Source organism: Mesobacillus maritimus (assembly GCF_044803185.1).
Classification (GTDB): Bacteria; Bacillota; Bacilli; order Bacillales; family Cytobacillaceae; genus Mesobacillus_B; species Mesobacillus_B maritimus_B.
This window is the reverse complement of record NZ_CP085225.1, coordinates 3,561,000-3,583,556: the sequence shown is the minus strand read 5'-3', so window position 1 is coordinate 3,583,556 and position 22,557 is coordinate 3,561,000. Positions and strand designations below refer to the sequence as shown.

The 22,557-nt window shown below is 38.4% G+C and carries 21 protein-coding genes; 18 read left to right on the top strand and 3 right to left on the bottom strand.

What is annotated here, in order from left to right; genetic code table 11:
- The first annotated feature begins 5 nt into the window (after nucleotides 1-5).
- The 4 genes from LG336_RS17245 (at nucleotide 6) to LG336_RS17230 (ending at nucleotide 4,090) form a co-directional block, all read left to right on the top strand.
- Nucleotides 6-2,279: a ribonucleoside-diphosphate reductase subunit alpha gene (locus LG336_RS17245; RefSeq protein ID WP_404333203.1), complete on the top strand. Its 2,274-nt coding sequence runs from the start codon at nucleotides 6-8 to the stop codon at nucleotides 2,277-2,279.
- A gap of 26 nt (nucleotides 2,280-2,305) precedes the next feature.
- Complete coding sequence (locus LG336_RS17240) at nucleotides 2,306-3,349, top strand: ribonucleotide-diphosphate reductase subunit beta (protein ID WP_404328714.1); 1,044 nt, start codon at nucleotides 2,306-2,308, stop codon at nucleotides 3,347-3,349.
- Nucleotides 3,330-3,851, top strand: coding sequence for a flavodoxin domain-containing protein (locus tag LG336_RS17235; RefSeq protein WP_404328713.1), 522 nt, complete (start codon nucleotides 3,330-3,332; stop codon nucleotides 3,849-3,851). The genes LG336_RS17240 and LG336_RS17235 overlap by 20 nt, the downstream gene beginning before the upstream one ends.
- A 113-nt stretch (nucleotides 3,852-3,964) precedes the next feature.
- Nucleotides 3,965-4,090 (top strand): hypothetical protein, encoded by a 126-nt coding sequence (locus LG336_RS17230; RefSeq protein WP_404328712.1) that lies wholly within the window; start codon nucleotides 3,965-3,967, stop codon nucleotides 4,088-4,090.
- 169 nt (nucleotides 4,091-4,259) lie between these two features.
- On the opposite strand, the gene LG336_RS17225 is transcribed toward LG336_RS17230, so the two are convergent.
- On the bottom strand, nucleotides 4,260-5,513 hold the full coding sequence (locus tag LG336_RS17225) for an MFS transporter (protein ID WP_404328711.1): 1,254 nt from the start codon (nucleotides 5,511-5,513) through the stop codon (nucleotides 4,260-4,262).
- Nucleotides 5,514-6,162: 649 nt separating this feature from the next.
- On the opposite strand from LG336_RS17225, the gene LG336_RS17220 reads away from it, so the two are divergent.
- The 8 genes from LG336_RS17220 (at nucleotide 6,163) to LG336_RS17185 (ending at nucleotide 13,496) form a co-directional block, all read left to right on the top strand.
- Complete coding sequence (locus LG336_RS17220) at nucleotides 6,163-6,837, top strand: diphthine--ammonia ligase (RefSeq protein ID WP_404328710.1); 675 nt, start codon at nucleotides 6,163-6,165, stop codon at nucleotides 6,835-6,837.
- 127 nt (nucleotides 6,838-6,964) lie between these two features.
- A complete protein-coding gene (locus LG336_RS17215; protein WP_404328709.1) occupies nucleotides 6,965-7,342 on the top strand; it encodes a DUF2294 domain-containing protein in 378 nt (125 codons plus the stop codon).
- Nucleotides 7,343-7,727: 385 nt separating this feature from the next.
- The gene (locus LG336_RS17210) at nucleotides 7,728-8,930 is read left to right on the top strand and encodes an OFA family MFS transporter (RefSeq protein WP_404328708.1); all 1,203 of its coding nucleotides are present in this window, start codon (nucleotides 7,728-7,730) and stop codon (nucleotides 8,928-8,930) included.
- A gap of 199 nt (nucleotides 8,931-9,129) precedes the next feature.
- Complete coding sequence (gene pfkA, locus LG336_RS17205; RefSeq protein WP_404328707.1) at nucleotides 9,130-10,089, top strand: 6-phosphofructokinase; 960 nt, start codon at nucleotides 9,130-9,132, stop codon at nucleotides 10,087-10,089.
- A gap of 365 nt (nucleotides 10,090-10,454) precedes the next feature.
- On the top strand, nucleotides 10,455-11,120 hold the full coding sequence (locus tag LG336_RS17200; protein ID WP_404333202.1) for a 2OG-Fe(II) oxygenase: 666 nt from the start codon (nucleotides 10,455-10,457) through the stop codon (nucleotides 11,118-11,120).
- Nucleotides 11,121-11,350: 230 nt separating this feature from the next.
- Nucleotides 11,351-12,202: a DegV family protein gene (locus LG336_RS17195; protein ID WP_404328706.1), complete on the top strand. Its 852-nt coding sequence runs from the start codon at nucleotides 11,351-11,353 to the stop codon at nucleotides 12,200-12,202.
- Between the two features lie 207 nt (nucleotides 12,203-12,409).
- The gene (locus LG336_RS17190; protein WP_404328705.1) at nucleotides 12,410-12,985 is read left to right on the top strand and encodes an MEDS domain-containing protein; all 576 of its coding nucleotides are present in this window, start codon (nucleotides 12,410-12,412) and stop codon (nucleotides 12,983-12,985) included.
- 376 nt (nucleotides 12,986-13,361) lie between these two features.
- Nucleotides 13,362-13,496: a hypothetical protein gene (locus tag LG336_RS17185; RefSeq protein ID WP_404328704.1), complete on the top strand. Its 135-nt coding sequence runs from the start codon at nucleotides 13,362-13,364 to the stop codon at nucleotides 13,494-13,496.
- 121 nt (nucleotides 13,497-13,617) lie between these two features.
- Here LG336_RS17185 and LG336_RS17180 read toward each other — a convergent pair whose 3' ends face one another.
- A complete protein-coding gene (locus LG336_RS17180; protein ID WP_404328702.1) occupies nucleotides 13,618-14,718 on the bottom strand; it encodes a UvrB/UvrC motif-containing protein in 1,101 nt (366 codons plus the stop codon).
- A 224-nt stretch (nucleotides 14,719-14,942) separates the two neighbouring features.
- Between LG336_RS17180 and yiaA the strand changes: the two genes are divergently transcribed.
- Nucleotides 14,943-15,413, top strand: a complete 471-nt coding sequence (yiaA, locus tag LG336_RS17175; protein ID WP_404328700.1) for an inner membrane protein YiaA — start codon at nucleotides 14,943-14,945, stop codon at nucleotides 15,411-15,413.
- Nucleotides 15,414-15,484: 71 nt separating this feature from the next.
- On the opposite strand, the gene LG336_RS17170 is transcribed toward yiaA, so the two are convergent.
- A complete protein-coding gene (locus LG336_RS17170) occupies nucleotides 15,485-15,919 on the bottom strand; it encodes an OsmC family protein (protein ID WP_404328699.1) in 435 nt (144 codons plus the stop codon).
- Between the two features lie 268 nt (nucleotides 15,920-16,187).
- Here LG336_RS17170 and treP point away from each other — a divergent pair, with 268 nt between their 5' ends.
- The 5 genes from treP to LG336_RS17145 all read left to right on the top strand — a co-directional run bounded on the left by treP (nucleotide 16,188) and on the right by LG336_RS17145 (nucleotide 22,363).
- Nucleotides 16,188-17,624 carry a PTS system trehalose-specific EIIBC component gene (gene treP / locus LG336_RS17165; RefSeq protein ID WP_404328698.1) on the top strand — a complete coding sequence of 479 codons (1,437 nt, stop codon included), beginning with the start codon at nucleotides 16,188-16,190 and terminating at the stop codon, nucleotides 17,622-17,624.
- Nucleotides 17,625-17,729: 105 nt separating this feature from the next.
- Nucleotides 17,730-19,397: an alpha,alpha-phosphotrehalase gene (gene treC / locus LG336_RS17160; protein WP_404328697.1), complete on the top strand. Its 1,668-nt coding sequence runs from the start codon at nucleotides 17,730-17,732 to the stop codon at nucleotides 19,395-19,397.
- A 55-nt stretch (nucleotides 19,398-19,452) separates the two neighbouring features.
- Complete coding sequence (gene treR, locus LG336_RS17155) at nucleotides 19,453-20,166, top strand: trehalose operon repressor (protein WP_404328696.1); 714 nt, start codon at nucleotides 19,453-19,455, stop codon at nucleotides 20,164-20,166.
- 303 nt (nucleotides 20,167-20,469) lie between these two features.
- Entirely contained in the window at nucleotides 20,470-21,129 is a 660-nt protein-coding gene (locus tag LG336_RS17150) for an HAD family hydrolase (RefSeq protein ID WP_404328695.1), read from the top strand.
- A gap of 187 nt (nucleotides 21,130-21,316) precedes the next feature.
- Nucleotides 21,317-22,363: an ion channel gene (locus LG336_RS17145; protein ID WP_404328694.1), complete on the top strand. Its 1,047-nt coding sequence runs from the start codon at nucleotides 21,317-21,319 to the stop codon at nucleotides 22,361-22,363.
- Nucleotides 22,364-22,557: the final 194 nt, after the last annotated feature.

Below are 22,557 nucleotides of genomic sequence, written 5' to 3'. Positions count from 1 at the left end.
GTAGAATGATTGATTCAGAGATGGATTCGGTTTATAAAACAATTAAAAGAGCATCTGAAGATTTTAACCTGGACACGTCACAAATGATTGAAAAAATAGCTGGACTAGAGAAACCATCCCAATATGAAGCGGCCCTTCACTATGCATTAAATAAAGTTTCAATGGGTGACCCAAACTGGACGTTTCTTGCAGCAAATCTATATGTACATGAACTTTACCGGAAAGCGTCAATCAATAGGGGCTATCAGCAGGAAAGGAAGTATGGGGATTTTTATGCTCTGATTACAGAATTAACTAGGATAGGAATCTACTCTGAGGATTTACTAAATGAATATACGAAAGAAGAAATTGAACAATTAGGTGCAGAAATTGCTCCAGAACGAGATGAATTGTTTCAATACATAGGGCTATTTTTATTAGCCGATCGATATCTTGCGAAGGACTACGAAGGAAATGTCTACGAATTGCCTCAAGAACGGTTTATGATCATTGCAATGACGTTAATGAAAAAGGAGCAACGTGTAAAACGCCTCGAGCTTGTAAAAGAGGCATACTGGGCGATGAGTAACTTGTATATGACCGTTGCGACTCCGACGCTAGCGAATGCTGGAAAAAGCTACGGTCAGCTTTCTTCTTGTTTTATAGATACGGTCGATGATTCGCTAGATGGAATCTACCTAAATAATTGGGATATTGCTAGATTAAGTAAAGACGGTGGGGGTCTGGGCATTTACCTAGGTAAAGTGCGTGCATTAGGATCAGATATCAAGAAGTTCAAAGGAAATTCCTCCGGTGTCGTCCCTTGGATTCGGTTAATTAATGATACTGCCGTGAGTGTCGATCAACTGGGCCAACGACAAGGTGCCATCGCCGTTTATTTAGATGTTTTTCATAAGGATATCATGAATGGATTTTTAGATTTAAAAACAAACAATGGAGACGAAAGACGCAAGGCACATGATCTTTTTACCGGGGTTTCGATTCCTGACTTGTTTATGGAGAAATTAAATGAAACAGATGAACAAGGACGAAGCACTGGGGAATGGCATACCTTTTGTCCTCATCAAGTAAAGCAAGTGATGGGATGGAAGGATGAAAAGGGAACGGCTCTTGGTCTAGAAGACTTCTATGATGAAAAAGATGGAAAGTTCTTTTCCGAAAAATACGAAGAAGCCGTAAACCATCCCCTTCTGCCTCGGAAAACGTACCGGGCAATGGATATTATGGCAAGAATGATGATTTCTCAGCTAGAAACGGGGACTCCTTATATGTTTTATCGAGATGAAGTCAACCGACAGAATCCGAACAAACATAAAAGAGGAACGGGCCTTACATCGATTTATTGCAGCAATTTGTGTACGGAAATTACCCAGAATATGTCCGCTACGACAATCGTAAAAGAGTATAAGGATGAGGATGGAAACATTGTTATCGTTCGTAAACCAGGTGATTTTGTTGTCTGTAATTTGTCTTCTATTAATCTACCGAGAGCTGTGCAAGAGGAGGTGCTAGAAAAGTTGATCCCGATTCAAATGCGAATGCTCGATAATGTCATCGAACAGCATACGATTTCGGTCGGACAAGCCGATGTCACGAATAAAAAATATCGGGCCGTAGGCTTAGGTACCTTTGGCTGGCATCATCTTCTTGCTTTAAAGGGGATCTATTGGGAATCAGAGGAAGCGGTCTCCTTTGCGGATCGACTGTATGAGGATATTGCCTATTATACGATTCGTTCATCGATGGAATTAGCAAAGGAAAAAGGGGCTTACAGTGAATTTGCTGGTTCTGAGTGGCAAACGGGCGAGTATTTTGAGCGCAAGCAGTATCACACTGGTCGGTGGAACGATTTGAAGAAGGATGTTTCGAATTATGGTGTCCGGAATGGCTGGATGATGGCGGTTGCTCCTAACTCCTCGACCGCTAAAATTGGTGGTTCGACTGATGGAATTGATCCTTTGTATGCCGTCGAATTCGCTGAGGAAAAGAAAAATTTTAAATTTAAAGTGACGGCCCCTGATTTGGACCATCACACGTACAACTATTATCGCCGGACGAGGCATGTGTTGGATCAGCATTGGAGTATCTGGCAAAATGCAGCTCGGCAGCGCCATATTGATCAATCGATTAGCTTTAACCTTTATGTTCGTCATGATATTAAGGCAAAAGAGTTATTACAGCTTCATATGGAAGCATGGAAGAAGGGTTTGAAAACGACTTATTATGTTAGAAGTACTTCGCAATCGGAGATCGAAGCATGTGAAGCATGTCAAAGTTAGTGGCCAAAAGAGGAGAGATGGACGCAATGAGCGATAATTTGTTAACTAAAATTAAGTTGTTAAATCCAGATGACCCGAATAAATCTACAGGGATCATTAATGGAAAATCCTCAGGATTGTTAAATTGGAATGATATCGCCTATCCACAGATGTACGAGATGTATCAAACCTTGCTGGCAAACTTTTGGAAGGCACAGGAAATTAATATGCAGGACGATATTAAACAATGGGACTCTCTAAGTGCGATTGAAAGAGATGTTTTTCTGCGGATTAATACGCAACTTGCCTGTCTGGATAGCTTGCAAACACCGACAATGAGCCAAGTCATGGATTATGTGACAGACTCAAGTTTTAAAGCGATTTTTGCGGTGATTTCCCAGCAGGAAGCCGTCCATAATGAATCATATTCCTATATTTTAAGTTCTCTCGTTCCTATTGGGGAACAAAATGCCCGGTTTAACGAAGCGAAAAATGATCCAATCGTCAGGAAACGCAATCAACTGATCTTAGATGCCTATGAAGAGTTTAGACATGCCCCGACATCACAGTCGTTATTAAAATTAGCTGTGAATTCGATTAATCTGGAAGGAATCTACTTTTATGCAGGTTTTGCGTTTTTCTATCACTTAGCTCGTCAGCAAAAGATGCTAAAGACGAGCACGATGATTAGCTATATCCAGCGGGATGAAATGCAGCATGCCTATTTTATCTCGCAGTTTATTCGCATTCTTTTAACAGAAAATCCTGAACTTCATACAGATGAAAACATTCAGTATGTTTATGAAACCATTGGTCAGGCTGTGTTGCTCGAAAAAGAGTGGGCACATTATATTTTAATGGATATAGAGGGAATTGATTTAGTTGAATTCGAAGGGTATGTTGAATACTTGGCGAATAAACGATTGCGCCAGCTTGGATTGAAGAATCTATATGAAGAAAGAACGAATCCGATGCCGTGGATTCAAGTTTTTAGCGATGAAATGATGAATGAGACAAAATCTGATTTTTTTGAACAGAAATCAAGAACGTATACGAAGGTTTCACAGTCCAATGGATTTGATGAATTGTAGGATGAAGGTTGCGATTGTTTACGCATCGATCACAGGAAACACGAGAGAGTTGGCGGAGGAACTGTATGAAAGGTTTCTTGCACAACAAGTTGAGGTGGATATTTATAAAATCGAAGAGTTCCCATTCTCGCATTTAAGTCACTTCGACGTGATTGCAATTGGTACTTACACATGGGGAGACGGGGAAATACCGGAGGAAATGCGGGGACTTTATCAAGCATTTGAATCATGTGGTAAGAAGACAATCGTTACCGCTGTTTTTGGTACAGGGGACAGCTTTTACCCTCGATATTGTGGAGCAGTTGATTTGTTTCGAGATATGCTTTATGTGCATACAAATCTGGCTGCAATCTTGAAGGTAGAGCTAACCCCACAGGTTCGGGATTTGGTTCGCTGTCAGAGGTTAGTCGAATCTACCTTACATCGAGTCAATCATTTTAAGAAGGCCGGCAGGTTTTGGTCTTTTGGGGTTGATGGATGGGAGACAAATCAGAAGGCATAAGCCTATAAAAAGATAGCAAACTAAAATCGGGGTGCGAGCAATCTATTGTGTTGGAGTTACTACTCCTAGTGGCACCCTTAAAGAAGTAAACAAAATCTAAAGGTGGTGACAGTATGGCGAAAAAGAATCATACCCATTTAAAGGATAACAAAAATGTCCAACCGAAAGGCGAAGCAGAATTCGCTGGGGAAGCTGGACTGGAAAAAGTAGTACTACAATCACAAAAAAAATCAAAATAAGGATAGTTGATTAGTCTCTGGGTGTATCTAGGGACACGAATGGAGAAGCGTCCGTCGTATGGGTCAATTAGTTTGCTACACAGGAAAACACTAGCGGTGACCACATAAATGGATGGGCTTAAAGTGACCTTAAAGATGGAGGAAGCAGAAGAACCATTCCTCTGCTTCCTCACTTTATTAAGTTGTGACCTTTTCTTAGGAAATAGTAGGCTGCAATGAACGTTACGGCAGATCCGTAAAAGAGAGCGGAGTGGGTAAACAAATCCATTAGTAACCCAAGGATTCCTGGGGCCACTATCGCTGAGGCCATCGAGAAGAGATAATAGAGCCCTGTGAAAAAGCCTATTCTACTCTTGCCACCCAAATCGGCCACCAATGGATAAGCTTGAACATTAATGAACGCCCAAGCTATTCCTCCCAGGAACAGCATTACTTGCAAGAGAAGAACTTGGTTAATAGCCGGAACAATCGACCCTAGTAGGGGAATGAGTGGGATGCTGATAAAGATGATTGGTTGGACAATTAATCCAACCAGCATGGAGGGTGCTTTCCCCCATTTGCTACCTAATATTCCAGCCGGCACAGCAAACAGAACGAAAGATAAACTGAAAAACCCAAGGGTGAAGCCAGCGGTACTTTCTTTCATGTTCAGAAATTCAACTGCATAGATTGTAAATTGGGATTCTACGCCAGTAAACCCGATAAAATAGAGAAAAATCGCAATTAAGACGAAGAGGTGTCCGCGAAATTCTTTCATTTTTAGTAGTCGATATCCGTCTAAAAAGGAGTTCGCTGTTAAAACTTCATCGATTTCATCTTTTGTATTTTTCGAATAAGGTGGGTTTCGATCTACAGTAAAGAAGAGTAAAATGAATGTACTGAGCAACATGAATCCTACAACGAAAAATGGATACGTTCGGTTCATTCCATATAGGGTAGATAAACCGAATAAAGCAATGATTGCACCGATCCCTCCCATAAGATTGATGATTCCGTTTGCTGTCGAACGTTTCTCTGGCGGAGTGTGGTCAGGCATGAGTGCAATAACGGGCGCTCGATAAATGGTCATAGCAAGTAAAAAGACGATGTCAACAAAAATGAGGATCCAGAAGGTGGAAAGTGAAGCAAAAGGGATTAGAATAAAAGAAATTGCGGCTAATGGCATGCCGATGACAATAAAAGGCAGTCTGTTCCCGATTCGGGTATCAATTTTATCGGACCATGTACCAATGACAGGAATCAAAAGAACAGCTAGGAAATTATCTAACCCCATTATGGCACCACGAATGGCTCTACTATCAATAAAGTCCCCTAGGATTAGAGGCATATAGGCGTTATAGAATGCCCAGGCAAGTGATAAGGCAAGGAATCCGCTCCCGATGACAAAAACTTTCCTATATGAAAATGGTCTATGATGCTTCACCTAGTCACCACCTATGTTCATTACATATATGCGTTCAAGTTATTATATTGTCGATACCAGACTTTAGAATCAGGAGTAGAGCTTATTGGTTGTTTTTATTTGAATGGCATACCTCAGTAAATATCTCGCTTCTTAAAGTGGATGAAGCCGAAATCTTGTTTAGAACTTTCAAGAACCCGGCTTCATAGGGTGGATGAAGCGGAAATCTTGTAAGGAATCATCAAGAAATCGGCTTCATAAGGCCGATGAAGCCGAAATCTTGTATAGAATTTTCAAGAATCCGCTTCATAAGGCCGATGAAGCCGAAATCTTGTATAGAATTTTGAAGAATCTCGCTTCATAAGGTGGTTGAAGCCGAAATCTTGTAAGGAATCATCAACAAATCCGCTTCATAAGGCCGATGAAACCGAAATCTTGTATAGAATACTCAATTACCCCGCTTCATATGGGGATGAAGCCGGTAACTTGAAAGGAATCATCAAGAAATCCACTTAAAAGAATGATGAAGCCAACGGGAGCGCCGATATTTCCACGTACGAATAAGACTTCACCCGAACAATAAGACCAGTTTGAAACTCATTAGTTAGGTAAAATGCTTTGTAGTGGAGATTAACCTTCCCCTTGCTTACGGAATAGAGGAGGAAACAAAATGAAAAGATTAGCACTATCCTGGAGCGGTGGGAAAGATGGCTGCCTCGCTTTGGATGTATTGGTTAAGCAAGGAATCGAGGTTTCTTGTTTGGTTACGACCGTTCCTTATGAAATTGGGAGAACCTTTGGGCATGGAGAGAAAATGGAGATGATCAAGCTCCAAGGGGAAGCTCTAGGGATACCAGTGCACTTTATTGAATGCACATTTGAAGAATATACTCAAAGGTTTGTTCAGGATTTAATGGAACTCAAAGAGAGACATGTGTTAACTGGGATTGCCTTTGGGGATTTGTATTTTGAACCTCATCGGGAATGGGGTGAGAAGGTAGCGTCGGAAGCTGGTCTTGAAGCTGTTTATCCGCTGTGGATGGATGAGAAATCAGCTTTAAACGCATTAAAAACTTTCGTGGATTCAGGCTACAAATCGACTGTGATCCGTGTAAGAGAGGATGTTCTCGATGATTCATGGCTTGGGCGAAGATTGGATACTTTTTTCTTAAAAGATATTCAGCATCATAATGTCTGCCCAATGGGGGAAGCGGGGGAGTATCATACCTATGTTTATGATGGCCCCCTGTTTAAACAGAAGATTCTACTTGGACAACCAGTGGTAGTAAAACTAGAAACGACAAAAAAACTGGAGTATAGGGATTACTCGCTTATAACAAAATAGGGATGATTGAAAATGATATTTTGCAACCTCTCTAATTAGATATTTCAAATGTAAGGATTTATAAGAGGCTTGATTTTAAGGGCTTTTATACTAAAGGAAAAATACTGGTGTTTTTGGGAGAGAAACGATGGAAAAATCAAAAGGTGCAATTGAGGCAGAAATAAGTAAAGCAATTACTCAATGGGAGAAAGACTTTCTTGGTCGTGGCTCTGTGTCTGTTAAATCCGACATATTGAGAGATATGATTATTGTGACATTAAAAGGGGTACTTACACCTGCAGAGTATTCCGTTAGCCAAACAAAAGAGGGACTTTTATCGATTAAGAAGATTCGGTCGGAGCTAGTTGAATCAGGGATAATGGAATTAAAGGAAATTATCTTAGCAATTACTAGAGTAGAAGTGCAAAGCTTTCATACAGATATTAGTACTAATACAGGCGAACGCATAATGGTCTTTAAATTGCAGCACGACTATGAGAAAACCTTTTTAAAAATGGACAACTAAGCATGAGAACAGTGCCTTTAGATTTAATTGACTTAAAAACGATTGTGAACTATAATGAAAAACAATTGCTGATAGCTTTTCCCAATATCTTTGATGAGGGGAAAGGAAATCATACATTCTCTATATTTAGGATTTATCATCGAAGTTATATATTGTTGTTGAAGCGAAGTGCATAGAGCTGAAATGATTAGCCTTAGTTAAAATAGTCTTTATTTAACAAATACAATTTATGTAAAATAAAATAGAGTGGTTGCTTACGTAAACACAAATTGTGAGTTCAAAAGAGACCAACGCTGATGTTTTTATCCATCATCGTTGGTCTCTTTTTTTTTTTGAAAAATGAACTAATTTGCGAGATTGAACAAGTATTTAAGGAGGTTTTTTTATGAATCGTTGGTTTGTTGTTTTTGGGGCAGTGCTTATACAGCTTAATTTAGGTGCTGTTTATGCATGGAGTTTGTTTAATCAGCCGCTGATAGATAAATTTGGCTGGGCAAGGGAAGATGTGGTTGTAACATTTTCAATTACAATTGCCGTAATGGCGTTTTCTACAATATTTGCAGGACGGCTTCAGGATCAAATTGGACCGAGATGGGTGGCGACCATAGGCGGCTTGTTGCTAGGTATTGGTCTAATTTTAGCAAGCCAAGCCACAACGCTGCTACAGCTTTATTTCTTTTATGGGGTTATTGGTGGAATGGGTATAGGCATGACCTATGTTAGTCCGTTATCTGCATGTGTAAAATGGTTCCCAGATAAACGGGGATTTATAAGTGGAGTCGCCGTTGCTGGCTTTGGTCTTGGCGGACTCATTTATAAGCCAGTAATTGGCTATTTAATTGAACTTACAGGAGTATCTTCAGCGTTTCTATATTTAGGCTTCATCTATGCTGCCTTAGTGGTTACAGGTGCACAATTGTTGAAAAATCCGCCAACAGTAGAACGTCTATCTAACAAACGAGCAAGTAGTTCTAGGAAATCGGATAGCGATTTCACCCCAAAACAGATGCTACGAACACATCAATTTTATCTATTATGGTTTATGTTCCTTTTTGGGAGTATGTCTGGACTACTCGTGATTAGTTTCGCTGTGGATATTGGAGTCGATATGGTGAACTTAAACCTTGAACAAGCTGGGAATGCTGTTATGGTGATTGCATTATTTAATGCTGGTGGTCGAATTGTTTTAGGAAACATATCGGATATTTTTGGGCGGAAGAATACGCTAATGGTGATTTATGGGTTTACTGCTTTAATCATGTTTTATATGAGTATAGGTAGTATGAATTATCCGCTGTTTTTAATCGCAGTTTCGTTCATCGGTTTTTGCTTTGGTGGCTTTTTGGCGATATTTCCTTCGATTACCGCTGATTATTATGGTATTAAAAACATGGGAAGTAATTATGGCTTCATGTATCAGGCGTACGGATTATCCGCATTTGTGGGTCCATTCGTTGTGAAGGCTCTTCCTTTCAACCATGCCTTTATGCTCGCAGGTCTTATCTGTGTGGTAGCAATTCTCATGGCTAAACTTGTGAAAATACCATCTAATAATTATGTTGCAAGACTAGAGCAGAAAGGAGCATAATAGGAACATTTATAAAATTAATATTTTACAAGGGATAGGGATTGTTCTCTATCCCTTTATTTAATAAAAATTGATATAAACAGTATAGTCAATGTCAATTAGAGTTTAGATGGTAAGTCAAACATTACCGAAAACTTTTAGGAGATAATAAATTTTGGTATTATAGTACAAGATCAACTAAAGAAAGTAGGAGTACAACTTGAAGAGAATTGCTGTATTAACAAGTGGTGGAGATGCACCAGGTATGAATGCTGCCATTCGTGCGGTGGTAAGAAGAGGTATTGATAAAGGCTTAGAGGTTTATGGTGTAAGACATGGATATGTCGGCTTAATGGAAGGCGACTTTATTAAGATGGAACTCGGTAGTGTGGGCGATATCATTCATCGTGGCGGCACGATTTTAAGAAGTGCTAGAAGTGAAGAGTTTAAAACGGCAGAAGGACAACAAAAAGCGATTAAGAAAATGAAGGAAGCAAAGATTGAAGGGCTTGTCGTAATCGGTGGAGATGGTTCCTTTATGGGGGCTGGGAAGTTAAGCGCACAAGGTTTCCCAACGATTGGTGTCCCAGGAACGATTGATAATGATATTTCTGGAACAGATTATTCGATTGGTTTTGACACGGCTGTAAATACCGTTATAGAGGCTATCGATAAAATTCGCGACACGGCCTACTCACATGAGCGCATCTGTATTGTGGAAGTAATGGGAAGAAATGCAGGGGATATCGCTTTATGGACAGGTCTAACTTCTGGTGCTGAATCGATTATTATTCCAGAAGCTTCATATGATTTCGATGATGTAATGAATCGGATTAGGAATGGACAAGAACGCGGGAAAATGCACAATATTATTGTGGTCGCTGAAGGTGTCTGCAGTGGGGAAGAACTAAAAAAGGAAGTTAAAGAAAAATTAAAACTTGATACAAATGTCATCGTTCTCGGCTATTTACAACGAGGGGGTTCCCCAACGGCCTATGATCGAATGATGGCGAGTAGAATGGGCGGAAACGCGGTTGATTTATTAATACACGGTGAAAAAGGAGTCATGGTGGGCTGGAAAAAAGGACAACTCGTTCACCCAACCTTTGAGGAAGCGGCAAGAGAAAAACATGCCATTAATCTAGACGATTATAACCTGGCAAGAAGTCTATCTATTTAATGAGGTAAAAGGATGTTACTTAAGGTAACGTCCTTTTTTGTTTGTTATCTTTGTGATTTTAAATCAAATATTATAACACCTTAGAACTCTGTTTACCTATTCTTTTTTTCTATTTTCTTATAAATAAATATGTAGTATTTCGACCATCTGCATTGTAAAATTATCTAAACTGAATACTGTTAAACCAAGGCAATAAGACATCCATTTTGAACATGAGGAGGAAGCAAGTCTCTCTAAAAATACATTTAACTAGTTCCGTTCCCTCCTGAAAAAGTCCGAACAAATTTTATTAAAAAATTAATTCTCGCTAGAGTAGTCTAAAGATTTCTAGAATTGAATATATAAGAGGTTGATGAAAGTTGACGATGGATGCTAAAGAATTACCACTTAATGTCCAAACCATAAAAGAACCAACTATTTTTAATCATATTGGAAATAAAATTATCACAGAAGATCGTGAAATTAACATTATTGCTAAAATGGCTGAGCCACTAATCGTTGTTTTAGGAAATGTTTTAAGTAATGAAGAATGTGATGAGTTAATTCGGTTATCCAAAGATCGATTGCAGCGCTCAAAGATTGGGAGTGTCCGAGAAATAGATGATCTTAGGTCAAGTAGTAGCATGTTTTTTCAAGAAGGGGAAAATGAGGTTGTAGCGAGAATTGAAAAAAGAATTTCGCGAATCATGAATATTCCTGTTGAACATGGAGAAGGGCTTCAAATTCTTAATTATCAAATTGGCCAAGAGTATAAAGCTCATTTTGATTATTTTAAATCAACCAATCACACCGTAAGCAATCCAAGAATTAGCACGCTCGTTATGTATTTGAATGATGTAGAGTATGGGGGAGAAACATATTTCCCTAAGCTTGGTCTTTCAGTATCTCCACAAAAAGGAATGGCAGTGTATTTCGAGTACTTCTATAATGACCAAACGCTAAACGAGTTGACTTTACATGGCGGAGCACCTGTCATCATTGGAGATAAATGGGCTGCCACACAATGGATGAGAAGAAAAAAGGTCAATTAATCATAAATTTGAAAAGGCGTTCCTACCTAAGTAGGGGAACGCTTTTTTTATCATTATATAGTAGGTGTGATATAGCAAGTGATTCCGAGTTCACACTTTTTTCACATTTTTACAGCCTCATAAACGAATATAAGATTCTTTCAAGTATGTTGTTCGCTTTTCCTGTATAGTGGAGAAGAACATTATAAAGAATAATAGCAATGTTTTTTATTGGAAGCGGAGGCATATAATTGAGAAAAATTATTTTATCGACCGAAAGTGGAGCGGATTTACCAGAAGATTTAGCTGTTAAATATGCTATTCAAGTGGTCCCAATGCACGTCATTATGGATGACCAGGACTATTTAGATGGTTCATTACCTGTTATGGATATATATGATTATTATGATCGGACTAAAAAAATCCCCTCAACGACTGCTACGAATGTTCATGAATATGAACAGTTTTTCGCAAAAATAAAAGCTGATTTTCCCGATTGCATTATTATCCATATTGGTTATACGTCCCAGGCCTCTTCCTCCTTTCAAAATGCTGTTATTGCAGCGGAGGAAATGGATGACCTTATTCTAATTGACGCACTAAACGTGACAGGTGGATTAGCTGCTATTGTGATGAATGCGGCAAGGTTGTTAGAGAAGGAACCTATGATTGAACCTACGCGCCTTGTTGAACAAATTGAAGCAATGGTCCCAAAATCCAGACTTGCTTTCGTTCCCGGAAGTTTAGAATTTTTAAGAGCGGGTGGACGGGTAAGTAATCTGGCTTATCTTGGAGGAGCTTTGTTAAAAATAAAGCCGTGCATTGAATTAATACAAGGAAAACTTGTATCAACGAAGAAATATCGTGGGAAAATTGATGGTGTTGCAGAAAAGCTAATGCGTGAGTACTTAGCACAATATGATATTGATAGAGAACAACTATATTTAATCTATTCCATTGGACTTGATAAGGCTGTTATGCAACGGATGGATCAAATTGCTGAGGAAAATGGATTCAAACATGTAAAATGGATCCAGGCTGGGGCAATGATTTCTACGCATGCGGGTCCTGGTGGCTTCGGGATTGCAGGATTAGAAGTTTAAAGGCGATTCGTTTAGCTGTTTTTTTGCTAACAAAATAAAGCAGCTTAATCAAGCCAAGCTTGATGTCGTTTACAAGCGAAATCTCTTTCTGTTAGTAGCATTCAAATAAAGTCTTGGTAAAGAAGGAAATATACTAAACAATCTTGAATAAGTATAGGTTGTTTTTATATAATCCGACCTACTGATCTAGGTGGGAAGGAGAAAAAAATGAAAAATAAATTAGATAAGCAGATGGTGCCTATACAGAAACTAGTAGGGCAGCATATCCTTTATTGCTATAAAGATAGTCATTTTTATATCGAAAATGCGGTTTCTTTTATATTGACAGGGATTAAGCAAGGGGATTATGTAGTGGTGATAGAAAACGATAGATTATTTCGATTAATAGATGAAAAAGTCAAAACTCAACTACGTAAGGGCCAATTAAATCAAATAAACTATGTGAATAATTTTGATTTTTATTTTTCAAATGGCGATTTTCATACCCCTACAATTATTTCATCCTTTGCTACCATCTTGGATTCTGTCTATGCAAAAAGAAAGTCAATCAGAACCTGGGCTCATGTGGAGTGGGGAAACTTACAGGAAATCACTTGTAAGATAATAGATTTTGAAGTTGCAGCGAATCAAACTGTTCATTCAATGAACACCACATCCGTTTGTGCTTACGATGTTGATCGCCTGTCTGAACCACTGAAAGAATCATTAATGCGTTCCCATCCTTATCAACTCACAGATGATGGTGTTATTTGTTCGACTGATCACCAAAAGTTCTTTAAATAATAAAGCAGCTCAGTGTTCAACGATATAGGAAGTAAAATGAATAGAAAAGTAAGCCCCTTGGAATCTTCCTTGGGGCTATTTAAAATGCTGAAAATTTTGCAAGGAAAAGTTGATGCAAGTACCCATTATACGGGGTGCCAGCGAGTGTCAAAACTCCAAAAACTGAAGAAGTACAAGCGATCATGATACCGAATCATAAAATAAATGGTAGTAGGACTGAAAGTGGGGGCAGTTAGGGTAAAATAGCGGCTTTAACGCCCCTGCCTCATTGCGGGTTAAAAAGTAAAATAAATTGGCAGTTCAGTAGGCACACTCTTTTCTATCATGCATATATTAGCTTTTGGGGAAAAGAAAAGTGAGAAAGGAAGAGTGAAATATGAACGAAAATTCAATTATCACAACTAGAAAAAATGAATTGAAAGGGGAAAGTGGATATAAAGTCATTAAAGTCAATGTTGCTGTTCCAGAGGATTATCTATATGCGGTATGCACTCCGGTTAAAAAGCAATAAGGAGTATAGAAACAATCTAACTAGTAAGCAATAGAGCTACCTCATTCGTAAATAAAATAGAGGTAGCTTTGATACATTTTTAGAGAGGATCTATTATTTTTCGTGGCTGTAACCTGGGAATTTATACCGTCAACTTCGAAACAATCTGAGTTAGCCAGTTACGTAGGGACTGAGCTAATAAATCTATATTATTTTCGTTCAGCCATTTTAACGGAATCATCAAATGACTACAACTGCTACTCTTTAAATAGTTGTAAATAATTTGTGCTTCATCAAGCTCAGCCTGCTCTATATTAAGAGAAGGAAAGGTTTTTCTCCCTTTATAACAAGATAGAGTTTGTTGTAGTATTCTTGTTATGAGATGTTCAATGTCTAGAGTGTCTAAATTCAATTTTTCTTTAAGCAGGACCTGATTCCCTTGTATGTAGAAAACCTTAATGAGACTCTCAGAGAGCGGTTCGACAACGACAATCTTTTTTGTACTGTTGGCGAATTTAATCACCTTTTTACCCCGTATCAAATGCTGAACTGCATCGAGATAATCCCTATATTTAGCGGCCGCTTTAAAATCAAGATTCTCAGAAGCAAGCTCCATCTTTTGCTGTATTTCTTCAATTATGCTTTTATCTGTGCCGTTTAAAAGCGCGATGAATTTATCGATAATCCTTTCGTATTGCACAACTGCAGGACCACCTAAACACATTCCAAGGCATAAGCCGAGAGAATAATTAAGGCAAGCAGCATTTCTTTTACTAGGTTGGCTGCAATTTATTTGAAAAATTTCTTTCATTCCTTCAATCGCTGTTACCACTGTGTTTTTGCTAGTATAAGGTCCAAAAACAAGATAGGAAGCATTTCCTTGATAGGGATGATTGGTAATTTCAATTTCTCGCATTTCATTTTTAGTACGGATAACAATATAAGGGTAAGTTTGGGGACTTTTCATCCTCGAATTAAAGAAAGGCTTTATCTCTTTAATTAATTGGTTCTCTAGCAGGAATGCTTCAAATTCAGTGTCTGTTTGAATCACTTCGAAATCTTGGATATTCTGTACTAGCTTTTTGACTTTTTGGGAGTGATTTTTATGATCCTGGAAATAAGATTGAACACGCATTTTGAGTTTCTTTGCTTTTCCTACATAAATGGTATGGCCGATAGAATCCTTCATTAAATACACACCAGGAGATAAAGGAAGGTTTTTAGCTTTTTCTTTGAGGTGCATGAGAAAAATCCCCTCTTTATATAATTAACTCCCCTATAGTGTAACATAAGCATGAAAATGGAAATTAGTTACATTGAACAGAATTTGCAAAAAAACCAAATTGGTAATTTAGAACAAAATATATCTTATCTTTGTAAGAAAATTCTATATAATGGTTTTAGGAGGAGCATTTCAGGTGTTTGCAGTGTTCTATTTTAATACTTAAAGATGGAGGAGAACCTTTAATGTCAAATGATCATGAAGTTCCTTTAGATCAAGGAAAACAAAGTGAACCAAAAATGAAAGTAGAAAGGAAAGAGGGAGAACCGACTTCAGCTTTTAAAGGGGCTTCATGGGGAGCGCTATTAGTCGGGGTAACGGCTTATCTCATCGGCTTATTTAACGCAACGATGGAACTGAACGAAAAAGGCTATTATTTTGCTGTTTTAGTCTTCGGACTTTATGCATCAGTATCTTTGCAAAAAGCCGTAAGAGATAAAGAAGAGGGAATACCTGTGACGAGTATTTATTATGGAATTAGTTGGCTTGCCCTTATTATATCTATATCTTTAATGGGTATCGGTTTATACAATGCAGGAAGTATTGTTTTAAGTGAAAAGGGCTTTTACGCTATGGCATTTGTTCTAAGCATTTTTGCCGCTATAACGGTTCAAAAGAATATTAGAGATACACAAAAGGCTAGAGAAAGAGATTGAGTCATGTATTAAGAGAGGAAGAGGGTGACCCTATAATAGTTAGGGTCACCCTGTTTCTTTTATAAGGAGAATTACAATTGCACTTTACCCACTTGATAATCAATATTCCCAGCGATTGATTTGCCAATAAAACATTTATCACGTGCTATCGTTGCTGCTTTTTCATACTCATCTTGCTTTGACGAATCCCCACCAATAATGGTTGGATATACGATTAATTTACTGAAGTTTGTTTGGGGTGGAAAACCGGTCACGATTCCTTCAGCACGGACAGAAAGATTTTCCACAGGCAATCTGCGTTTCGTAAGAATTGCAAAAAGAGTACCGCTATAACAAGTCGTAACCGCACCAATTAACAAATCCTCAGGGCTGACGCCAACGCTTTTTCCACCCATTTCCGCCGGACTAGAGTAGAGTACGGTTTTATCCGCCATTTTAAGATCACCTTCACCGTGTACCCCGACACCGCTCCAAGTTGCATTTACTTCAAATTTAAGATCAGTCATTTCTCCCACTCCTTCGTTTATGTACTCATTATTACTATACCAAATAATAAATCTACAAAGGTTGAACCTCGGTTTTTTCTTGGATTAATTGGAATATTCTTTTTTTATTTTAAGTATTGACCGATTTGTATATACAAGTTAGAATGAAACCGTAAACAAAACTTGTATATACAAGTAGAATGAAAACGGAAACAAGCTTTCTATACAAGTGGAGTAAACGGTATCAACTATATATAAATATTCTTGCCAAAGGGTAAGGGGGAGAAAAATGAGTAAATATCAAGAATCAGCACAACAGCTTTTAAACCATATTGGTGGAAGCGAAAACATATCTGTTGTCACGCATTGTGTAACTAGAATGAGGTTTGTTCTAAATGATCCAAAGAAAGCGGATGTAGAAGAAATTGAAAAGCTTGGAATTGTTAAAGGGACCTTCACTCAAGCTGGACAGTTTCAAGTTGTCATTGGAAATGAAGTTTCCTCCTTTTACAATGAATTTATTAAAATTGCAGGCGTAAGTGACACTTCAAAAGATGAAGCAAAAGTCGCGGCCAAACAAAATATGAATTTACTGCAACGAATGATTTCACATTTAGCAGATATTTTCACACCGCTAATTCCAGCACTTGTTGTCGGTGGTCTAATCCTTGGTTTTAGAAATGTCATTGGCGACATTAAGTTATTAGAAGATGGCACAATGACAATCGTCGAGTCGTCTCAATTTTGGGCGGGTGTCCATGCGTTCCTTTGGTTAATTGGGGAAGCGATTTTCCACTTCTTACCGGTTGGGATTACCTGGGCAGTTGCTAGAAAAATGGGTGCATCCCAGATTCTTGGAATTGTTCTAGGGATTACACTTGTTTCACCGCAGCTATTGAATGCTTATGGTGTTGCTACTGCTGGATCAGAAGAAATTCCATTCTGGGATTTTGGGTTTGCTCAAATTCAAATGATTGGCTACCAAGCTCAAGTTATTCCAGCGATTTTAGCAGGTCTTGTATTCTCTTATTTAGAACTTCAATTGCGTAAAGTGATTCCAAACGCGATTTCAATGATTGTTGTTCCATTTTTATCATTAGTACCAGCTGTTTTACTTGCGCACACAATCCTTGGTCCGATTGGTTGGGAAATCGGTTCTTGGATTTCAAATATCGTATATTCAGGATTAACTTCAGCTTTCGGTTGGTTGTTTGCAGCAGTATTTGGTTTTATCTATGCCCCACTTGTTATCACTGGTTTACACCATATGACAAATGCAATCGACTTACAGCTTATGAGTGAGCTTGGTGGAACAAACCTATGGCCGATGATTGCGTTATCGAATATCGCTCAAGGTTCAGCCGTTCTTGCAATGATTTACATTAACCGTAAAAATGAAGCAGAAAAGCAAGTTTCCATCCCTGCAGCTATTTCTTGTTACCTAGGTGTAACAGAGCCTGCCATGTTCGGGATTAACTTGAAATACGGCTTCCCATTCTTGGCTGCGATGATTGGTTCATTAGTAGCAGCTGTTATTTCAGTAGGTAGTGGCGTAATGGCCAACTCGATTGGAGTCGGTGGACTTCCTGGAATCCTTTCCATTCAGCCACAATTTATGGGAACATTCGCCCTTGCCATGCTCGTAGCGATTGTGATTCCAGTAATCTTAACGATGATCTTCAACAAAATGAATGTAGGAAAAATTTCTTTCAAGAAAAATCGTTAATACCTAGGTAGAGGAACATTCACTTGTTCCTCTTTGCTATTTTAAGCTAGGAATATACATATTTTAGAAACTCACATAAAAGAAGGAAAGTAGGTAGGAGCATACATGAAGCAACCATGGTGGAAACAATCTGTTGTTTATCAAATTTATCCGAAAAGTTTTAATGATAGTACTGGGAATGGTGTTGGTGATTTACAGGGAATCATCGAAAAACTAGATTATCTGAAAACACTTGGAGTCGATGTCATTTGGTTAACGCCGGTCTATCAATCCCCACAGCGTGACAATGGCTATGATATTAGTGATTATTATAGTATTCATGAAGAGTACGGAACCATGGAGGACTTTAAAGAGCTACTTAATCAAGCGCATGATCGTGGGATCAAAGTAATCATGGACCTTGTTGTCAACCATACATCAACAGAGCATAAATGGTTTAAGGAAGCGGCAACTTCAAAGGATAACCCATATCGCGATTACTATATTTGGAAAGATGAGACGAATAACTGGGTGTCTAAATTCGGTGGCTCTGCTTGGAAGTATGATGAAAAAACGGAACAATACTATCTTCATCTTTTCGATGAAACGCAAGCAGATCTGAACTGGGAAAATGAAAAGGTTCGTCAAGAAGTCTATGAAATGATGCATTTTTGGTTTAAACAGGGAATTGATGGGTTCCGATTGGATGTTATAAATTTAATCTCAAAGGACCAAAGCTTTGCCGATGATGATGGTAGCACAATCCCTGCTGATGGCCGTAAATATTACACTGATGGGCCGCGAGTTCATGAATTTTTACAGGAAATGAATAAAGAAGTTTTATCGCAATACGAAAGCATGACAGTAGGAGAGATGTCATCAACGACGCTTGAAAACTGTGTGAAATATAGCAATCCAGATCGCAAAGAGTTGAGCATGACCTTTAACTTCCACCATTTAAAAGTTGACTATCCAAATGGGGAGAAATGGGCACTGGCGGATTTTGACTTTTACGCGTTAAAAAAGATTTTGTCTACCTGGCAAACCGGTATGTACAAAGGCGGAGGCTGGAATGCCTTATTCTGGTGCAACCATGACCAACCGCGAATTGTTTCTCGTTTTGGTGACGATGGTCAGTACCATAAGCAGTCCGCGAAAATGCTTGCGACAACGATTCATATGATGCAGGGCACTCCATATATTTATCAGGGCGAAGAGTTTGGGATGACCAATCCTAAATTTGATAAAATCGATCAGTACCGTGATGTGGAAACGTTGAATTATTATCAAATCATGGAAGCGAATGGCAAGACGGAAGAGGAAATTCTTTCAATCTTGAAAGAGAAATCTCGTGATAATTCACGGACACCTGTGCAATGGAGTGATGAAGCTCAAGCGGGGTTTACGACAGGCACGCCATGGATTCCAGTAGCTGACAATTATCCTAATATTAATGCCAAACAAGCACTCGAAGACGAAACCTCCATTTTTTATCATTATCAAAAGTTGATTCAACTCCGTAAACAATATAGCATTATTACCGACGGGGAATATCGTTTATTAGCGGAAGAACATCCTGAGCTTTTTGTTTATGAACGAGTATTAGACAATGAAAAGTTATTGGTTATCAATAATTTTTATGGGAAAACAGCAGAGCTTTCATTATCTGTGGAGGATATAGAGGGGTACGAAATCGAGCTACTTTTGACAAACGGTGATAAGAATACCGAATTAAAGGCGGAAATGGAAGTTGCTCCCTATGAATCCTTGGTGTATCGTTTAACAAAAAGATAATAATCATTCTTTCCGGCGTGTTGCAATTGTCGGTATAATGGAATTGGTGATCTAAATGGTGAAGAATAAATTCATAAAAATAAAAGAAGAACTAGGTGAGCATATTCGGAGTGGTCAAATGGAAGCAGGCTCGTTGCTACCATCGGAAAATGACTTAGCCGAGAAGTATTCCGCCTCACGAGAAACGATTCGGAAGGCCCTTAATTTGTTGGCAGAAGAAGGGTATATCCATAAAGTACAAGGAAAAGGCTCAATTGTGCTGGATGTATCAAAGTTTGACTTTCCGATATCGGGCTTGGTGAGCTTTAAAGAAATTTCTAAAAAGATGGGCCATCGTGCTAAAACCACCGTGGAAGAGTTTGAAAAAATCGATCCTACTACTGAGACTAAGAAAAAAATGAGGCTCGAAAGCAATGAGGCAGTGTGGAAGATTCATCGGGTTCGTGAAATCGATGGCGAGAAAATAATTTTAGATAAAGATCTTCTCGTGGAAAAATTCGCCCCCGCATTAACAAAAGAAATTTGTCAAGATTCTATCTATGAGTATCTTGAAGGCGAGCTGGGACTTACGATTTCTTTTGCTAAAAAAGAAATCACAATGGAAATACCAACAGACGAAGATCGTCGCTATTTGGACCTAGATGACTTTCAATACATTGTCGTGGTTAAAAACTTTGTTTATCTAGACGACGCTAGCATGTTTCAATACACCGAATCTCGCCATCGCCCCGATAAATTCCGGTTTGTGGATTTTGCTCGAAGGAAATAGGGGAGCAGATGGACGAGCATTAGGTTACTGTTAGATGTATATTTTGAAGGCTTAATCATTTTAATAGGAAGAACATCATCCACCTAGCTAGTCTGGGTGGATTTTTTATCTATGCAGAGTTGACCTAAAATTCTAATTTTAAACAGTGCGGTGATGAAGAGTCATGTATAATAATAGAATGGAATCTTTTGGAGTGAATTGGATATGGAGTTTAGTTAGGTGCACTCTTTTCTCCTTTGAAATTCAATGGGTTATGGACTAGTTATGGACTAAAGAATATATTTGTATGGAGGGAAGATTATTTTGAAGCTAGCTATTTTTGATTTTGATGGAACATTATTTCCTAAAGAGACGTTTCCACTTTTAATGAACCATTTAAAAACCCATCCAAATTATCATCAAAACTACCGTCATTTTATTACAGGATTAATCCCCGTTTATGTAGCCTACAAATGTAAGCTTTGTCCTGAAAAGACGATGAAAGAATATTCAATGAGACGTTATTTATCTTCTTTTAAGTCCACATCTAAAGAAGAGATTAATCAATTCTTTTACGAATTAGGGGACAGTATGAGTACGAAGCTTAGTGATTCTGTTGTCCAACGATTGGAGCAACACAGAAAAGATGGTTATTATATTATGCTTGTTTCTGGTGCGTTCGAACCGCTCCTACATTCTGTTACGAAGAATATTTCTTTCGATAGGATTATTGGAACAAGCATTCCGTTTAATCTTCAAAAGGGCAAACAGGTTCGTATCGATCCGATTCAAGGATACCGCAAGAAAGAAGTTGTTCAAGAGCAATTCTCTAATGTCGAAGTGGATTGGGCCAATAGCTACGCCTATGGTGATAGTTATTCTGATCTAGATGTGTTGGAGTTAGTGGGAAATCCAGTTGCTGTGAAACCAGATTCTCGGCTTTCGGAAGTCGCTAATAATAGAAAGTGGGAAATGATGGTGTAATGTTCGAAAATAAACTGCCCTTGAAGGCAGTCTTTTTTTTGTTTCTGACACTCCAGAATATAGCAGGTAGTCCATTTTGAAAGTTTACAGTTACTTCTCGTATACTCCTCAATAGCTGGCACGATATATATTCCCACTTCACGGGGAACAAATATAGTATTGTTAGTTTTTTTACTGGAGGGTATCGATGTTAACTATTCTCTTTATGTTTGAAATCATGAGAATGACTGTACGGATTAGGAAATACACCTTGTTGATTGTAACGATTCTGTTCTTAATTAGTAGTTCATTTATTATCCATTGGTTAGAACCAGAGAATTTTCCAAATGCCTTTGTAGGCTTTTGGTACGTGATGACGACAGTTACGACAACAGGGTACGGTGATTTTGTACCACAAACAATCGCTGGCCGTATTTTCGGGTTATTTCTATATTTGGTTGGAATAGGCTTAATTGGAATCGTGATAGGAAAAATTGTTGAAGGCTTTGGTATATACCGTAAGCTAAAGGAGGAAGGGAAGTTGCGGTTTAAGGGGAGAAATCATTATGTCATCATTGGATGGTCCAATAAGTCTAAGCATACCATGAATGAATTGCTAGAAATTGACCAGCAAGCGAAGATACTTGTTATTGACTCGTTAAAGAATGCCCCATTTGAACACGAAAGATTTTCCTATATACAAGGGGATCCTACAGATAAACATACATTAGAGAAGGCAAATGTTGTGGAGGCTAGAGCTGTGTTGGTGTTCACTAGAGATAACGAGGCAAATTCGGTTGCTGCAGATGGACAATCACTCTTGATTGTGTCGGCCATTGAGAGCTATGCCGTCGAGAGGAAAACAGAAATTTATACCATAGTTGAAATTCTAAAGGATAAGCACATTTCCAATTTTAAGCATGCGAACGTAGATGAGTTCATCGTGTCGGATGAGGCATTATCAGATATGATGGCAAAGGCTGCAGTAGACAAAGGTTCTAGTAAAATGATTATGGAGCTTCTGAGTAGCAGAAGTGGAGTGGATATACGAAAAGTGGAAAAAAGGGATTTATGGACAACCTATAATGATGCGTTTGAAGATCTTAAAAAAGTTGGGGCAAATTTAATCTCAGATCGGAATGACTTTAATATTCTCACTAAATTGGAAGAACGTATCCCGAGTGATGCAGAACTGTATGTGATATGCAGTCCAGAGTCTTTTAAAAAAATTATGGCATCCGAATCCATAAACTAGATTCTTTTGGTCTTTTATATAGGCTGTTTTCGTAAAGATTGTTGTTAAAATTGTAAAAATCTTAAAGCCGATTTTTACTACCTAAAGCCGATTTTAACGTAATATAAGCTATTTAGTACGTTATAGGAAGTTTGCAAGCTCTTTTCTCAGATAATAAAAGCTTTCTTGGAGTAAACAAAGCTTAATTCATTCTA

Bases quoted from the DNA above. Each gene is read 5' to 3' on its own strand.
- LG336_RS17245 (WP_404333203.1), top strand. From the start codon at position 6: ATGATTGATTCAGAGATGGATTCGGTTTATAAAACAATTAAAAGAGCA.
- LG336_RS17240 (WP_404328714.1), top strand. From the start codon at position 2,306: ATGAGCGATAATTTGTTAACTAAAATTAAGTTGTTAAATCCAGATGAC.
- LG336_RS17235 (WP_404328713.1), top strand. From the start codon at position 3,330: ATGGATTTGATGAATTGTAGGATGAAGGTTGCGATTGTTTACGCATCG.
- LG336_RS17230 (WP_404328712.1), top strand. From the start codon at position 3,965: ATGGCGAAAAAGAATCATACCCATTTAAAGGATAACAAAAATGTCCAA.
- LG336_RS17220 (WP_404328710.1), top strand. From the start codon at position 6,163: ATGAAAAGATTAGCACTATCCTGGAGCGGTGGGAAAGATGGCTGCCTC.
- LG336_RS17215 (WP_404328709.1), top strand. From the start codon at position 6,965: ATGGAAAAATCAAAAGGTGCAATTGAGGCAGAAATAAGTAAAGCAATT.
- LG336_RS17210 (WP_404328708.1), top strand. From the start codon at position 7,728: ATGAATCGTTGGTTTGTTGTTTTTGGGGCAGTGCTTATACAGCTTAAT.
- LG336_RS17200 (WP_404333202.1), top strand. From the start codon at position 10,455: ATGGATGCTAAAGAATTACCACTTAATGTCCAAACCATAAAAGAACCA.
- LG336_RS17190 (WP_404328705.1), top strand. From the start codon at position 12,410: ATGAAAAATAAATTAGATAAGCAGATGGTGCCTATACAGAAACTAGTA.
- LG336_RS17185 (WP_404328704.1), top strand. From the start codon at position 13,362: ATGAACGAAAATTCAATTATCACAACTAGAAAAAATGAATTGAAAGGG.
- LG336_RS17180 (WP_404328702.1), bottom strand. From the start codon at position 14,718: ATGCACCTCAAAGAAAAAGCTAAAAACCTTCCTTTATCTCCTGGTGTG.
- yiaA (WP_404328700.1), top strand. From the start codon at position 14,943: ATGTCAAATGATCATGAAGTTCCTTTAGATCAAGGAAAACAAAGTGAA.
- LG336_RS17170 (WP_404328699.1), bottom strand. From the start codon at position 15,919: ATGACTGATCTTAAATTTGAAGTAAATGCAACTTGGAGCGGTGTCGGG.
- treP (WP_404328698.1), top strand. From the start codon at position 16,188: ATGAGTAAATATCAAGAATCAGCACAACAGCTTTTAAACCATATTGGT.
- treC (WP_404328697.1), top strand. From the start codon at position 17,730: ATGAAGCAACCATGGTGGAAACAATCTGTTGTTTATCAAATTTATCCG.
- treR (WP_404328696.1), top strand. From the start codon at position 19,453: ATGGTGAAGAATAAATTCATAAAAATAAAAGAAGAACTAGGTGAGCAT.
- LG336_RS17145 (WP_404328694.1), top strand. From the start codon at position 21,317: ATGTTAACTATTCTCTTTATGTTTGAAATCATGAGAATGACTGTACGG.